This window comes from Cysteiniphilum sp. 19S12-1, from assembly GCF_052030685.1.
Taxonomy (GTDB): Bacteria; Pseudomonadota; Gammaproteobacteria; order Francisellales; family Francisellaceae; genus Caedibacter.
The window spans coordinates 1-16,959 of the sequence record NZ_JBQAJM010000018.1 but is presented as its reverse complement, the minus strand read 5'-3'; the positions used below and the strand labels follow the sequence as shown (position 1 = coordinate 16,959).

Annotated in this window: 12 protein-coding genes; 3 read left to right on the top strand and 9 right to left on the bottom strand. The window is 37.1% G+C overall.

The features are described 5' to 3' along the window. Positions 1–54 precede the first annotated feature (54 nt). Genes ACTS4L_RS07185 through ACTS4L_RS07175 form a run of 3 tightly spaced genes read left to right on the top strand, consistent with a single transcriptional unit; the run spans position 55 to position 3,874 of the window. Positions 55–2,028, top strand: coding sequence for an ATP-binding cassette domain-containing protein (locus ACTS4L_RS07185; protein ID WP_440615723.1), 1,974 nt, complete (start codon positions 55–57; stop codon positions 2,026–2,028). A 2-nt stretch (positions 2,029–2,030) separates the two neighbouring features. Next, positions 2,031–2,567, top strand: coding sequence for a hypothetical protein (locus ACTS4L_RS07180; RefSeq protein ID WP_440615722.1), 537 nt, complete (start codon positions 2,031–2,033; stop codon positions 2,565–2,567). After that, the gene (locus tag ACTS4L_RS07175; RefSeq protein WP_440651889.1) at positions 2,564–3,874 is read left to right on the top strand and encodes an HlyD family type I secretion periplasmic adaptor subunit; all 1,311 of its coding nucleotides are present in this window, start codon (positions 2,564–2,566) and stop codon (positions 3,872–3,874) included. The genes ACTS4L_RS07180 and ACTS4L_RS07175 overlap by 4 nt, the downstream gene beginning before the upstream one ends. A gap of 212 nt (positions 3,875–4,086) precedes the next feature. On the opposite strand, the gene ACTS4L_RS07170 is transcribed toward ACTS4L_RS07175, so the two are convergent. The 9 genes from ACTS4L_RS07170 to ACTS4L_RS07130 all read right to left on the bottom strand — a co-directional run. Further along, positions 4,087–4,638, bottom strand: a complete 552-nt coding sequence (locus tag ACTS4L_RS07170) for a hypothetical protein (protein ID WP_440615720.1) — start codon at positions 4,636–4,638, stop codon at positions 4,087–4,089. A 106-nt stretch (positions 4,639–4,744) separates the two neighbouring features. Next, entirely contained in the window at positions 4,745–6,265 is a 1,521-nt protein-coding gene (locus ACTS4L_RS07165; RefSeq protein ID WP_440651887.1) for a TolC family protein, read from the bottom strand. Between the two features lie 33 nt (positions 6,266–6,298). Continuing rightward, a complete protein-coding gene (locus ACTS4L_RS07160; protein ID WP_440651885.1) occupies positions 6,299–7,495 on the bottom strand; it encodes a MotA/TolQ/ExbB proton channel family protein in 1,197 nt (398 codons plus the stop codon). Positions 7,496–7,519: 24 nt separating this feature from the next. Continuing rightward, the gene (locus ACTS4L_RS07155; RefSeq protein ID WP_440651883.1) at positions 7,520–12,295 is read right to left on the bottom strand and encodes a beta strand repeat-containing protein; all 4,776 of its coding nucleotides are present in this window, start codon (positions 12,293–12,295) and stop codon (positions 7,520–7,522) included. Between the two features lie 57 nt (positions 12,296–12,352). Continuing rightward, positions 12,353–12,979, bottom strand: a complete 627-nt coding sequence (locus ACTS4L_RS07150) for an outer membrane beta-barrel protein (protein WP_440651881.1) — start codon at positions 12,977–12,979, stop codon at positions 12,353–12,355. Positions 12,980–13,003: 24 nt separating this feature from the next. After that, positions 13,004–13,291, bottom strand: a complete 288-nt coding sequence (locus ACTS4L_RS07145) for a hypothetical protein (RefSeq protein ID WP_440615714.1) — start codon at positions 13,289–13,291, stop codon at positions 13,004–13,006. A gap of 61 nt (positions 13,292–13,352) precedes the next feature. Next, the gene (locus ACTS4L_RS07140; protein WP_440651879.1) at positions 13,353–13,826 is read right to left on the bottom strand and encodes a hypothetical protein; all 474 of its coding nucleotides are present in this window, start codon (positions 13,824–13,826) and stop codon (positions 13,353–13,355) included. A gap of 371 nt (positions 13,827–14,197) precedes the next feature. After that, positions 14,198–14,620 (bottom strand): hypothetical protein, encoded by a 423-nt coding sequence (locus ACTS4L_RS07135; RefSeq protein ID WP_440615712.1) that lies wholly within the window; start codon positions 14,618–14,620, stop codon positions 14,198–14,200. A 142-nt stretch (positions 14,621–14,762) separates the two neighbouring features. After that, positions 14,763–16,959, bottom strand: a 2,197-nt coding sequence (locus ACTS4L_RS07130; RefSeq protein WP_440651877.1) for a YCF48-related protein, incomplete at its 5' end; no start/stop codon positions are given.

Sequence of the window (16,959 nt, the reverse complement as noted above, 5' to 3'; positions counted from 1 at the left end):
CACTCAAAGACAAGACTTTATTCAACAAAAATACAAAATTTTATGTAGGGGATTATGACAACTGAAAAATTTTTCTTGCGTCAAGATATATCAAGCTTGCTGCATTCAATACAACAAATACATCTTCAAACACATGGATCACTAATCTCACAAGAGTTACTCACTCGCTTATATCTCTTACTTGATGATACTCAAAATGATCAAACCATCCTAAATATCATCAGCAGTCAAATAGATATTGCATTTAACAAAGAAAAAATAAATCAACTAAAAAATAGTAATGACAAATTTCTAGTTAAAATAGGGGATAAGTGGACAATCAAGTCTGCCACAGATATCACAAAAAACGATTACACTCTCTACAGATTTGAAAAAAAAACACACGAATTTTCAATAATTAAACCACTTCATCTCTGGGAGAAGTTCAAAGGTAAATTGATTTATTTGCTATTGCTCTCTCTTATTATCAATCTAACTTATTTATCCATTCCCCTTTATATGAATGCTATTTATAGCCGAGTATTGCCTGCATTCGCGACTGCATCGCTTTGGACATTATCAATTATCGTCTTAATGCTATTGGGGCTTGAATTTATCCTTAAAAAAGTAAGGTTAGAAAGCGCTATTAAACTATCTAGCGAAATAATACAGTTCATCGAACCCGCCATACTCAAAAGCACGACTAACGCAGTAGCATCAAAAAATAATCAATGGGGTAAGAACCAACAAACCATCATTCATAGTTTGGGGCAGTTAAGAATGCTCGCATGGCGTGTGATCAGTGGCAACTATATTGATTTACCTTTTTTCTTTCTGTTTTTGTTTTGTATCTGGTTAGTTGGCGGCTATCTTGTACTCGTGCCACTGATTATTAGCATCATTCAAGTTGTGCTAATTTTTTACTTTCTTGGTACTTATCAAAAAAAATATGTTTCAACAAACATTCCAACTGATGGACTTTTAAATTTCATTGCCAACGGAATGAAACATACATTTTTATCTCTATACCGTCAAAGGTATGAGGCGTTTGATATTGCAGAAAATACGCAAACCAAACAAAATAGTCATCTTCACGCCATTATTTTTTTGCTTAGCTCAGCACAAACCGTATTTACCGTTATTTTGGCATTCTATTTACTCCAAGAAAACGTCATATCTCAAGGTGCGCTATTTGCTGTTATCTTATTGGCTGGAAAACTATCTCAACCTGTTATGGGTTTATTAAGCGCAATCCCAACATTTAAACAGGTAAAAGACTTAGTTCATGCTATAAATGATTTTCAATCATCGGAAAATAATAAACAACCGCCTTTTCCCATTAGTCATAATCTTCAGTCACCAACGGCAGATGGTTGGAACATTAGTAAAGTTAATTTATCTTTTGACAACAAATCCAATGTATTTGAAAACGTTAGCTTAGATATTCCGCTACACTCTAGGTTATTGATAATTGCTGAGCCTAGCTCTGGTAAAACATCACTATCCAAGATACTGATGGGCATCATGTCCCCTAGCAGCGGTAATATACAATTTCAACGCAATCAAAGTTATGGCTTTGATGCTTTACAACAAAATGCTTACTACTCTAGCTATCCATACGTTTTATTTCATGAGACCATTTTTAGTTATTTCTGGGCGTCCAAAGAAAAGTGTAGAGCCGCTCTATCCTTAGACTTTATGCATTGGATTATCCCTTATCTAAAAGATGGTATCTATACACATTTCAACCATTTCAGTCAGCTTCTTTCTGATGAAAAACGGCAAATGTTAGACTTAGCAAGGGCGCTAACAAGTGACAAAAAAATATATATCCTAGATGACCCCACAACCTTTTTATCACTCAAAGCGCATAACACCTTTATCGAGAACATGCGCAAACGACTAATGGATAAAGAGATCACACTCATCATTTTTTCAAACCGCACTAGCCTGCTTGAATTGGTTGATCAAGTTTCGGTTCTTACTTCAACAGGTATTGTATTTTCAGATAACAAACAAAATTTTCTAAAAACTCAAAGGACTCAATAAATATGGCACATGAAAAAAGAGATGATATTATTTGGCCAGCTTATGTCGATATGCTAACTGTTTTAGTGATGATTTTTATCATGTTTAGCATTGTATTCATCATTCGTCTAAGTATGTATAACATCGCTCAAAAAATGACGATTGATATACACCAGAAGCCGTCAACAAAAACCCAACCTCATCACACACCGCCTCCTATTGTTTATATGCATCAGAGTGCAAACGTGACAAAGTGGGATTTGACTCTACCGATTGATGACGCCTTAAACTTTTCAAGTTTGCAACAGCAAATGATCGATCAATGGTTGAAGAAGCATCCGAAAAGTAGCAATGCTCGCTATCAAGTTTCCATACAACTTTCAAACAAAACACATGCATCTCTTGGGGCAATGCTACGCAAAATTTACATTCTTTATGCTCAAATTGCTAACTATATGCACACTAAGCACAATATTTTGACAAGTCAAATACAATTCCTCAATCAATCAAATCAAACCTCAAGCACAGCTAATCTGATAAAAATCAGGATACAAAAATGAAACCCTTACTCAAAAAAATAAATAGTCAACAATTTGTTACTGCCGTAAAAAACTCAAGTGTCAATCTCAAGATTATGCTGGCAAGCTTACTTATCGCATTTTTGGTTAGCTTATTCTTCTTGCGTCTTGATATTTTGGTGCATGCCAAGGGTTATCTACAAATCAAATTCAAAAACATCATGCTCGAACACGCTACAGGAGGCACAATCTCAAAGCTACTTGTTCATGAAGGACAACATGTCGAGAAAGGACAACTCCTCGCCATAATAGATAATAGCTATGTTAGTCAAGAATACACCAAGAACACAGGTAGTATTGCCATGCTACAGCTACAAGCTACACGTCTTAATGCGGAGATTAATCAAAAACCATTCATATGGGAAAATATTAATATTAAGGGCGTCACTCAAGCTATGTTTCTGACAGAAAAGAACGTCTATGACAGTGAGATTGATACCTATGAGCAAAATGAAAAACTTGCTAAAAACAGCTATCAGGAAAAGCTTGATGAAATCAAAGCCAATACCATAGACATTGAAGGTTTAAAAAAGCAAAAGCAACTCATCTCAGATCAAGTCAAAATAATTAAAGATTTGGTTAAAGAAGAAGCTGCATCAAAATCTGCATTACTCAATCAAGAAGCCGAAGAGCAAAAGATTCTTAATCAACTTAATACCGCTATTTCTAGACAAGAACTTTTAAAATCTCAAGCTTATGAAGCTCAATTAAAGGTTACTAAAATCCATACCGATTTCATGTCAGATAAACGCAATAAACTATTACAATTAGAGCAACAACTTGCTGAGCTTAACGCCAAACAAACCGGAATATCAGATCGCAAAAAAATTGAGAATGTTTTTAGCCCAACCAATGGAATAATTCAAAGCATCTTTAAGTCTAATGCAGGAGCTTTTATACCCTCAGGAGGTAAACTATTTGAAATATCTCCTGACAATGTTCCTATCATCTGCGTTCTTAAAGTATCTCCAAGTGATCGCGACAAATTGTGGGTTGGCATGCCTGTGAAAATTGCTATTAATTCGATTTCAACGATTGGTGCAAACTTTCTATCTGGAACAGTATCTCTTATTAGTGCTGACACTAAAGATGATAACATCAATGGCAATAAAAGACCGTACTTTGAGGTTGATGTCGATCTTAATGAGCAAGACATTCACAACCAACACATTAAAATATATCCTGGTATGCAAGTCGACGGTTATATTATCGTTGGCAAAAGAACCGTTGCCCAATACATTCTAAAGCCCATGCTTACTGGGGCAAATACAGCACTTACTGAAGTTTAAGAACTCAACCGTATACCCATCACAAACCATCCATGGCAGCTTCGCACACGATCCTTACGCCATCCTAGTTCAGGATGACAAGTCATAGGGTGTCATTGCGAGCATGGATGCGTGGCAATCCATTCTTTATCAGGGATGGTGGATTTAAGTTCGTTGCAAAATCTATATCTACAAGCTACTTCTTAAGGTAGTGCCATTAGTGCATAAAACACTTACTTTTTATTTAATGGTTCACTCGTCATTTTGATCATGTCATAAGGATAAGGTGAAGGTAAATTATCTTGATAGACAATATTGGATGATGGAATTTTTAATGAGTTCAGCATATAAGCTAGTAACTGACTATAGATTAGATATTGCTTTCTTAATAGAGAACCTGTTGAAAAATTCTGATTTTTAGCAACATAGACGACAACGACATATTTTCTATTAGGATGCTGAGCAACCCACGCTTTTACCTTGTCATAGTCAGCCTTGCTTAAGCGATAACTATCAGACTTTAATTTTAAGCTAAAATCCCAATCTGTACGTTTATTTTGCTGCAAATATTTATAACTTTTTGACGATACTGCCTCATTATCTACGTTACTACTTGACTGTTGTATTTCCTGAGCTTGGTTACGTACTGTCATACTAGATAAAAAACCTAAGATCATATTAAAAAATACATACATAATTAAAACAATAACCATTAAGGAGACATAGCTCACCCAAAAGGTTGTTTTATTATTGCCGCCATTATAGGTAAAGGCTTTTCTTTTCACAAATAACTCCTAAATGAAGACTGTTGAGCAAAAGCAGTAAATTCAATCAATAGTTTATTTGATTTCAATTTAACAATTAGCAAGCTGATTTTTATCGAACTCATTATTACTGTCTCATGTGTATAAATTTCAATACATCACGCGTTTCTCCAGCAAGCTCATAGAGGTTAACCAGTGCTTCATAGGCATTGATCTTATCTTTAATTTTTTCTATCAACGCCAAATATAACCCTCGTTCAGAGTTCAATAAATCCAATAACGGTCTATGTCCTGCAAAAAATTCCTTTTTATAGAGTTTATTCACTTTTTTATATTTTGAGACAGTCAATAAGTTAATCGCATAATTCTTACGCATCCGCTGATAAACAATCAAATTATCTTCTAACTGTTGATTGATATTACGCATAGCCATTGTTAGTTTGTCTTCAGCAAGAAACTGGCTCTGTACCGCACTTTCAATTGCTGCTGAATTATATCCTCCGGTAAAGATAGGCATTGTTATACTAACACTTCCACTTAATTTTGGCGACTTAACCGACCGACTCCACTGGGTTGCTCCAGCGTTGACATTAATAGTCGGATAGTCTTGGCTAACTGCTTGTTCATGGTTAAACTTGGCTTGCGATACTTGCGCTTTAAGTTGCTTCAATAGCAAACTATGCTGATAAATATAGTTAAGTGTTAAATGATGTGATTTTGGAAATGATTTTTGCTGAGTGATGCCTTGGTAGAATGTATAATTACGCTGGCTATCACTAGACAATCCAGTGATTGTCTCTAGGTCGACTTTGGCTTTTTGTAATCTCAGTTCACCGTTACTTAAGAAATTATTTGCCTCATCAACAGCAACCTTTGATCGCAATAAATCTGACATAATCGACAGCCCAGCATCTACTCGTTTATTGACTTTATCTGCAATATTTTTAACACGTGCTAAATAAGCTTTATCCGCACTGACAAGTTCAGCATATTGTATATACATGAGATAGTTTTTAATGACTTTCGCCGTCACCATTTGATTGGTTATATCACGTTGCCATTTACTTGCTTGTAATGCGCTATCTTGTGCCTCGTAGGCGGAATAGCGTTTCCCAAAATCATAAATCGTATAGACTGCTGAAATGTTGATGTTAGGCACATCAGAATCTGGGGTTGTATAATCACTACCTTCAAGATAATGAAAATTTGCAAAACTTAATGTCCCTTGTAATTGAGGCCAATATTTAGAGCCTGCCTGCTTAAGCTTTGCTTTGGCAATTTTTTCCTGAATTTTAGATACATCGACTGATAAGTCATAGTGTAACGCTTTGTTAATCGCCTCAGATAAATCAACATAAATAGAACTATTGCTTACTGCTTTCTGTGGTGCTCTAACATCTTTTTCCATTGCAGATATATGGGCTTTAAAGAGCATTTGTGCCGTTGGATATAACACGCGCACATCACTTGATTTATCGCTATGTGTTTTTAAAGCCAATGTCTTTTGTGACGCATTCGTATTTAGCAGCGCTTTGATTTCTATTGGCATAAAGTCAATATATGAAAACGACGGTTGTTGGTCTGCTGTCACTATAGTTGCTACCATACTTAATAAGCCAGTCAAAGCTACCTTAAAAAACTTATTCATAATAACCTCTTAATAATAGTAATTTGTAATTAATTACAATTGACTTTGCTCATTGAGCATTTTTTCTAAACTGAATTTGATCTGAGACATTTGCTGAAGCAGGTTAAGAGATATGTTTGATGATTGCGTAGTAGTGGCTTTTTCGATTCGCTCAACATCATCGACAATTACTGCTTGAAATTTACGGAAAGTAGACATTAAATCACTCACCAAAACACTCATTTCCTCAACTCGATGATGAGATTCTTGAACCAGTAAGTCTGTTGTACTTGCACTATGAGTAATAATCTCCATTAAGTTTTGACTAACTACTGGCAAATCATTCGTAATCTGCAACATTTTCTCATCAACTGCTGCCAAGGCACTCACGCATTGCTGTAAATAGATATCTAGCTTTTGATCAATTGATGCAATAACATGATTATGTTGCTGTTGCATACTTTCTTGAGCGCTATGTAACGTTGCTATCATCTCATTATTTTTTTGCAATAACACGGCAATCTGAGGCAATGTTTCGTTCAATAGTTTAAACGTTGGCTTAGCACCCTTACTGATTAAACTACTATGATTGCCAGACTCACTGTCGGACATATTATTATCTAACATCCAAGCCTTAATCTGCTGAGTAAAATCTGTCGTTGCTCGTGCTAGAATAATCGCAAAAAGCCCAACAATTAAAGAAAATAGTAAGCCTAATAAAGAAGCTGAAAATGCCGTTGACATTCCAGCTAATGGTGCAGTTAATGAATTCAGTATATTTGATGCACTCGACATATTAAGCACATCAGACACCTTACTCATAGTGCGCATCATACCAATAAATGTCCCAAGCAGTCCCAAACCGATCAAAGTCGCAGACATATATTCTAGCGCTTTAATGCTCCAACTTTTATACTCACGCCATTCTTCAATGAGCGCCTCCAAAGCACCACCATTACTTGCTACAAGGTGATAAAACCTCGACCCAAAAATGCTTTTTAGCGCTTTTTCATCAGCAAAAGGCGTATCACTTGCAAGTTCTCTTTGCCATAGATTAGCTTGTTTTCTTAATTGTATTGCACTGCACATAGCATATAAAACAGCCAAAAAACATCCCGTCACAATCAGCGTATTGATCACCGTATTATGTGAAATAACGACGATTAATGCCTTTATATCAACCACAGCAAAAGCAATCATCAGCGCACCCATAACAATAATAAGTGCTGAAAAATTTTTAATCTTTGTCATTGTATTTACCTTTTATCAATCAAATCAACCTGCGATAGCCGCATCATGATGTGTATTATCCACTGAACTATGATGTTCATTACTATGTTCTGAAACCGTATTACGCTGACTATACACATCGATGGTTTTGCCATTTGCATTATATTGATAATGCGTTCTGTCAATTTGCGTGAAAGAACCGCCGTGTAGCCAAGCAATATCTGAGAAGTTATCAACATCAAGTTCATAATGATTATTGGTATCTGTGCGATGCTGATGAATGAAGTTATCTAAATCAAATGTCCAGGTATTGCCAGCTCCGCCATCCTTGATCATGTTTTTGATATCGAATGTTTCAAAGTTGTGAAAGTCTTCAAATAAATCTTCAACATTCAAGTCCTTATTAACATGTATCTGACGATTCAAGCGCAGCGTATCATCACCATTGCCTGCATCAAAGCTATTGCTGCTCTGACCAAAGCGTTTTTCTAAACTTGCCAAAGAAGAGAAATCAAATACATCATCATATTTTGTGCCAATAACATCAAATTCTGATTGTAACTGTCCATTTTGAGAGATATTGTCGCTCACTCCTCCTGTGTCAACGCTATAAGTATTACCTCCTTTACCATCTAAATGAAAATCAATCTCCTGATTTAAGCGGCTAAAATCAACCGTCATATTCTGCTGATATGATCCTCCATTGTATGACTTAATGGAAAGATCAAGCTTGGCATTACCAAAATAGATATGACTATCTAAACTAACATTAGAGTTAGAATAATTCAAAAGGCTAGACTCGCTGTCGCTACCATAAAAATCAAAGGTCTTAAGACTACCATTAGCATAACTTCCAGCATTAAAGTTCAATACATCTAGATGACCATTGATTGTATCGCTACCATCAGCCCCATACGCATAATCCTTGGTAATAGACTCTTTGCCCGCTACAGCTCTTAAGTCAACGGTTAACTTTTGAAAGTAATTTGTTGAACCATTGTTAAATGTATTATAGTCATGCTGCCCTTGCCCTAGGTACTGATTAACCCCAATGTCAATTTCGTAATAATTTTTGTGTCCTGCATTATTAAAGTTATAGGTATCATTACCTGCTCCTGCATATACAAAGTTATCGGCATTATTATATCCCTTAATCGTATCATCACCATGCCCACCTTGTACTCTACGCACATGATGAATCTCATCATTAACAGCGGTTCGTTGATCAGTGACTAAATCATTATTTAAATCAATCGTTAGCGCATCATTCATTTTAGAATATGACAATACAGAACCAGTCAATCCACCTCCACTAAGATAATCAAAACTTACCACCTCATAATCTGGCATATCAAATACGTTGTTACCTACCATCGCATGAATATCGACAAGACTCATGCCAGCGTACGTTGCATCAATGTTTAGATTGGCGTTAGCCGCATTTATATTAAGATAGTTATAATTTGTATGAAAAGTGATTTTTTCAATCGCGTTAAATTGACTGGAATTATAACCACCTACACTATAGAAAGTCCCTTGATGCTGACCATTAATAGTTATCTGGCTAGTATTAGTATTAGTTCCACTAAATATAATCTCATCATTACCATCACCACCTGCCAAGTTATAGTTTCCATAAGAGCCATCCTCATAAGAGAAAATATCATCACCTTTGCCACCATTGATCTGATAGGTCACACCTGATGTTCGGTTATAATCATCACCTGTGTAATGATTTTTCAGATGAAAAACATCATCATATTGACTGCCTATGATATCGGTAAATGTAACATGTGGCGCTGAGCCAGTACTCGCTTCGAAAGTATCGACACCTCCACCTGCTTTAGTGATTGTCCCCAAATCGGTCATGGTAATATGAGCGTCTTGATTATCATAACTTATCTGATTATTAAAATTGAAATTACCCATCGCTCCTTCTGAGTGCTGCTGATAATTGGCATTATTGCCCTTGGTTGAGACAACTACATTGTTTTGTCCTTGTAAAGTTAATTGTCCATCATAGTTGTCTGATAAACGGTAGGTCGCATTACCTTTTTGTGTACCTATAATGTTCTGAATATGTGTTACTTTATTGGCTAAATATGAACCGCTATTATCGGTGATTATCCCATTTTGCAGATCAACATTTAAACCAACATTCCCGACTTCTGATAAATCGACTGTATTGTTATGACTGCCAACAGCACCACCGTTAATGGACATGCCATAAGCACCGCTGAGAATAAAGGTGTTATTATCACCATAAGCTACCGCGTCAAAACCATAATTGCCTTGTGTAAACGTAGTGTTCCCTGTATTTAAGCCCTTAATTTCAGTTAATTGACCACTTTGTAAAATGCCTAAGACACCTTGATCTGAATCGATCACACCGCTTTTTAGATTAACATCCAAAGTAGTCACATCATGACTGACCGAAGGATCCGAATAATCTATGATCAACTGTCCTCCGTGAACTATATAATTAACAGGTTGCATGCCAGCATAAAAACTATTGTGAACAGTTGTTACACCTTGATAGCTTTCAATGGCAATACTGCCGTCGCTTCCTGACTGCGCCGCACTGATATTGACTTCAGAAGTTTGTGCATATAACTTTAGATCGATATCATTGTTTGTGCCGCTATCAAGCATGATATTAATCGTATCGTTTATGCTATTGGCATCCCCTTTGAAATCGGCTACACCACTATAGTAGTTGATCGTATTAGTTTTACCATGCCCTTCGATATAAGCATTTGCTGACTTGTTTTGTCCTATATTATAAACATTAGTTGCATTAGAATGATCACCACTGCCGCCACCAATAAATGCCGTATGCGCACCATCAGCAAAAAAGGTATTATGTGACGCATTGCCTCCGCCAACAACCGTTAAATCACCATTATTATTAATGTGGATTTCGCCACCTAGTTCACCGATGACAACTTCATTAACAGCGCCATTGACGGTATCACTTCCGATTGATGTATTTGATGCAGAGCGCTTATCTACTGACATTTCATTGCCATCAACTGTGATATTGGTTACATCATTCAATCCTGAATAATCGATCTTACCCAAACCACCAAAGCTAATATGATCATTACCTTGACTGCCAATGACCTCGTCAATACCTTTGCCTGTACTTATATTATCATCTGAGGCACTCGTGATGAATTGATCGTTATGATTTGTGCCAATATATTGCTCGACATTGTCAATATGATCTTGCTTGTTACCACTATGCATAATAGTGCCATTGTTAAGATCAACGACAATGCCATCAACAGCTTCTGTTGAATTGACAGGGTTAGTCGATACAAAGTCGATATGCTTTAGATCAAAGCTAACCCCGGTATTTTTGGCACCCAAAGCACTGTAATCAACCGTGTCACTATCTTGACCACCATCAAAAACAACTTCACCCCCATGAGACACAAAATGATCATCACCTTTACCCGCTGCAAAGGTAGCTTTGGTTGTTGTACTACTGATAAATGTATCTGACGCTGAACTTCCTTTAATAACTTCAATATTTTTTAATGTTTGTTCAACTTTTTCTATACCGTTATTAAAAGCACCACTAAAGCTATTCACGCCGTTATCTGTTCCAGTAATCGTCACACCATTAAGATGATTGCTGTAATCAACCGTATCATTACCGGCGCCACCATCATAACTATCACTACCTCGGTCTGAAGCTAAGATAATGTCATCAAATTGACTGCCAGTGATTTCTTGAGCATTTGGATGAGTACCGAGCATAAAAGTACCATCACCATCTGTTGTCTGATATGGATTATCAGTAATATCGAGTTTAATAACATATTCAGTACGCCCTTGTTTATCAGCAGGGCTAAAGTGAATGGTAATAATTTTATGTGCACTCGTATCAGACGTATCATAATCTATGGCAAATTGGTTTTTTGATAGATCAGGCTGCATATCACGCGTGATTATTGTTATATTGGATGACCCACTACCTGTGATACTGCTAATCTCGGAACCTGCAGGCAGCTCAAAGATTTTTTGTAAATTTGTTTCTTGTTTAGATGATCCGGCTTGATTAGCATCAACCGTCCAGCCATGATGAGATTGAGACAGATCCAATACCACAGGCGCTAATTGCGCTTTTTGTCCCAAAGATTGATCTGGACCTCCCACCGTAACCGTATGATTTGCATCATTATATCTCGGCTGCGGAATATACATGTTTAAATCAGGTGATACGGTTAGCTTTGGTGACACTGTCGGATCATTGTTTTGCGAGGTTTCACTATGACTATTATTTTGGCTTTGCGCTTCAACAACCGGAACATTTGTCGCTGTAATGTGGTTAGTATTATCAGCCTCCTGTGAAGTCTCTGAAAGCATATTATTGATTGTTTCATTGACATCACTTTGCAGGTTACTTCCATCTTCATTTGATTGGCTTTCTGCACTTGCTGTCTCATCAATCACATAAACTTTGGTCTGTTCATGGTTTTGTGTTATATCTTGCTGAGTCTTCTCATGTGTTAGGTGACCATCTGTATTAATGATATTGGCAGAGGCAATATCTAGTACCTGTTGCGCCGTTAGCGTCTTACCATCGGAAAAGTCCAGTTCAAATGCTTTTTTGTCTAGACTCGCAAGCTGCCCACCAAAGACAAGATGATAAACCTCGCCATTCTGTGCTTCGATCAAAACATCCTGACCATCTAGCGCAAACTTGGCGTGCGCAAAATCAATAGGCAAATGGTTGTCTTGAAATGTTTTTAACAACACCACCTTTTGCAAAGAGGGATTTTGCAACGCTTTCTCCGTAATATGTTCACTCATTTGAACGCTCCCCACGTTTATAAAAATGTAAAATCTATACTTTAAACACTAAAAAAACTAAACCCCAAACGTATAACTAACCCCAAGCGTAAATGCTTGAATTGGATTAGTATTATTTTGTCCCGCTTGAGGGAATACTGCCTTGTCTTTCTTGCCCCAGATATATTGATATTTTGCAAAAATATTAAATCTTGATGTCACTTGATAACCAATGCCAATACTTACGACAGGATTCCATTTTTTACCCAGTTCATCATCTTGATTTGCGCCACTACCATAGGTCACTCTTTGGACAATATACGCCATCCCCACACCCGCTAACAAATTCATACCAACTGGCAAAACAACTTGTGCGGTTAACTGAATTGGCAAAGCAAACGTTGCTTTGTAATCGATATCATCACTTCCATAACTTAGTAATTTATGTCCATACATAAGATTGGTCTGTATGCCTAATGCTAGCCATGAGTTAACTGCATATTGCCCTCCAAGGTCAATACTGCCAATTGCTCCACCTGATTTTTTATCCAAACTACTTTGATCCCACAATGATCCAGTAATTTGACCATAACCACCCTCAACACCAAGAGTTAATCCACTTTGAGCCATTGCTTGATGTCCATTTGCATTTGCCATCGCAATTGTTGATAGCGCAAATCCCATTACTGATATTAATTTTTTCATAAGCACCCCCATAATTAATGCTTTTTAACGATTCCACGATTTACTTAAAAAATTAAAAACATTCACTTCTGCTTTATAAAAGTTTTCCTCAAATACTGAGGGCTTTTCATAAACTGATTTCAAGTGTTCATTGATCAATTTGATCCGATGTTTACGCAAATACTTATTAATCGTTGAAACTGCATATCCTGTTAATTGAGATGCTTGCTGAGCAGTAATACCTGCTGCAGCAAAGTCATCTAACAATTCACTTACTGAACACTGGTGTACATTTTTAGCGTACTGAATAAAACATTCCTTATTTTTTCCCATCGATACAGCCTTGCGTCTACACTTCATCAACCTTATCTATCACAATGGTGGTTTAATGACCTTAAGCCATCCACGTCAATCCAACTAGAGCGCCTAGACCATTAATATTATGGTTATGCCCCATTATCGCGATACTTGGCATATATTGCGCTTGAACGTTGACCGACAAATGGCGATTTAGGTTATAAGCACCGCCTAAACCAATATCATACAAATAAAGTAAGCTCCCTAAATTAGCCACAAGGCTTAAGTTTTGATTAAAGTGTTTACTAAAGTACAGCTCGGGAACCGGCAAAACCGCATTACCATTGCTTTTGATAAAATTGTAAAGTCTAATACCTACGCCATAATGCACAGATTGCCAATTATCAGCACTAAACATCCAGCCATAATCAAGATCTTGCACGTAGTAATCACTGCGATCGGTATTATAGGTCTGGATTAAAATATCCGCTTCATTCTGGCGCATACTCCAGTAACCATTGCCAATAGCTAGTTTAAAACCATCTGTTACTGGATGATTATTTACAAGCATGGTTCTGGCATTGCTCATTACAAAAAAGATTAGCAATCCACAAATCATCATTACTTTTGACACCATTTTATTTTCTCTTTACCGTTCTTTTAACACTTAAATATTATTAAGCAGTGACAACACTCCCCGTGATCTAGCGACACTATAACGATGCAAAGTCACATAAATATGTAAACATATGTATTAATTGCAAAATATCGATTATTGACTCTTGAGTGCTAAATAATCGCAATATGATTCAGCTAATTGACGACAAACTTTCCCCAAGCTCTTTTAATCCAAAGTGAGATACATACATAGAGAGGCACCAAGATATAACCTTGAAACATCAACTTTAAAACACTCTTTAGTAACACCCCTTTCTTACTCGATTAGTTTTCTCTTGCAACTTTTACTAAAAGCTCTGTCTGACGAGGTAACGTTGCAACAATTTTTTCCCCTAAAAGTTTTTGCCATAGCCACGATAGATAGCCTTTGATCTGAATAGTTGTTGTTATACAAATCTCTTCCTCAAATTCTTCTATCTTATGAACCCCATAAAGATGCCCAAAAGGCAATCGAAAATAGTCAGTAAAAGATTTATTAGGAGTGCACTCCACTAACTTCATTTTAAGTTTTGGACCGCCTTTTGGCTTAAAGTGAAAAGTGTTACCAGTTTTAAAATCTCCATCCATCGTTGCCCACTCAGTATCATCATCCCAAAGAGATCGTTTTTGAATATCTGACCAAATCGTCCAAATTTGTTCAGCAGTAACATCTCTATAGGTCTTACTATAACTCTTTATGTATGCCATTTTTCACCTTTATAATTAATATACTCAGGATAAACTGTAAAACTTTATCTCACTTGGCTCAAAGATAAACCTTTCTTACATCTTATCTTATACCTGTGGATTTTTTAGTATGAGCCTAATGTCCATAAACCGATTCTTTGTTTTACTCAGGAATCAAAATACCTTCATCACCGACCTTCATAATTGAAAAACCAGCTACGTTTCCTAAGAAAACATCACCACTTGCATCAGCATTTATTCGATAAACCATATTAGCTTGCAAACCATCGTCCGTTGTTTTACGCAACCACGTATTACCACCATCAGTAGAGTAAATAACCCCAAACCCCCAAGTTGCGACATAAATGGTACCATTGGCAATGATTGCTCCCTCAATATAGCTCCCTGCAGGCATACCCAAATCAACCGCAGTTTTAGATACCCAGTTGTTCCCGCCATCAGTCGAGATTAGCAATATTGGCTTGCCCGCACCATAGTTCCACGTATTAATGAGGACATTCTGACCACTTACAAAGACACCTCCTTGAGAGCCAAAATAGGTTGCTGGATTATATTTTTTCGTCCAATTGGTTCCGCCATCGGTCGACACCCAAAGCCCATGATTACCAAATAGATAAATATTATCGCCCTCGCCGCTAATGCCATATAATTGACTACCAAAGCTGTTATCCGGTGCAGACCAAGTATTACCATTATCAGTTGACTTAACCAAACCACCATAGGTTGGCACAAAAACATCACTACCTAATGTATAGACACCATTTGCACTACTATTGAAGGTTGCCTTAGGAACTTGCGTCCAAGTTTTGCCATTATCGCGCGAATAATTAATTGTGGATTGCCCATTTCCTACCATTAGGTATAAAGTGTTAGAATTGGCATCCTCCCAGACACCATCCACCGTATCACTTGAAAGCCCATTTTTAGAATTATAATTCTGCCAATTAACGCCATCATCTTTAGAGATATACAATCCCGTTGATATCGTGCCGGCATAAAGTGTGCCATTTAAGTTATTAATAAATGAGACTCTATCAGCATAAACACCTGGTGCCGAGTATACAACTTGCCATGAATTACCATTATCCGTTGATTTAGCTAGTGCATAGCCAGTGCCTGCATATAGCACATTACCCACCTTTGAGATTGCTGACGTAAAATCACCAGGCAAATTATTATTAGAGCTATTCTCCAACGTCCAATTAACACCATCATCGTGTGACACAGAAATTCCATTACCTGAGGCAAGAAAAATATCATCGCCATCGGCATAAATTCCATATACCGCTGCATACTGTAATTGTGGTAATGTTGAGTTTGTCCAGGTGCTACCATTGTTAGTTGAGACTGAATACCCTTGATACCCGCCAACATAAATTTTGTTACCATCAACATAGATTGAGCGGTTATCGTTTAAGATCCCATCTGCTACCGTTTTGGTTGTCCAAGTTGTTCCGCCATCTGTTGAAAAAGACACCCCTCCTGGACTACGTGTTGTTAAATAAATCTCACCATTATTCTTTGTAACCATTCTCACATCATTACTTGTCAGACCATCTGCCGTTGTCTTAGTTGCCCAAGTAGCTCCTTTATCTGTCGAAATGGCTAATCCCGCATTTGTTGCTAAGTAAACATCATCACCTGACGCATAGACATAAGCCACTGAATTACTTGGCAAGCCATCGACTGTTGTTTTTGTCTGCCAAGTTTTGCCGCCATCGTGAGATAAAGATAAACCGGCATAAGTTGATACATAAATATCATCACCTGATACAGTAACATTACTCACTGAACTTGGATCAGCAATTTCAGGTGCTGAAACTGTTTGCCAAGTTTGTCCATTATCCTTTGAGATACTTAGACCTAATGTCGCAACATACATGACACCATTTTCAACGACAACATTACCCGACGCACCAGGAATTAAATTGGTCAAAGCATTACTTGGAATAAAGCCACCCGTAGGATATACATCAACACCTAACAATGTGCCTGTACTATTATTGCCATTATTTGACGTATTACCATAGACCAATGAATAGAGCTTTTGCTCATGTGTTGTTGCATTCGGTGCCGTATAGGTATAGTTGTTAGTACAATAACCTCGACCTAATAATGTCGCACCACAAGTATTACTAGTCGATGCGACTAAGCTGCCATCATTCGGCAAAATACTCATCGTTAAATTATTAAGGCTTAATGAGCTATTGTTTCTTGCCTTTAGTGGAATCTCCATCGACTTGCCACCATTTATTACCAAACGATAACTATCCGACATCTGCAGCTGACTGGATGACGATGATCCAAGCATCAATTGATTGACTTGATCAGCATTATTC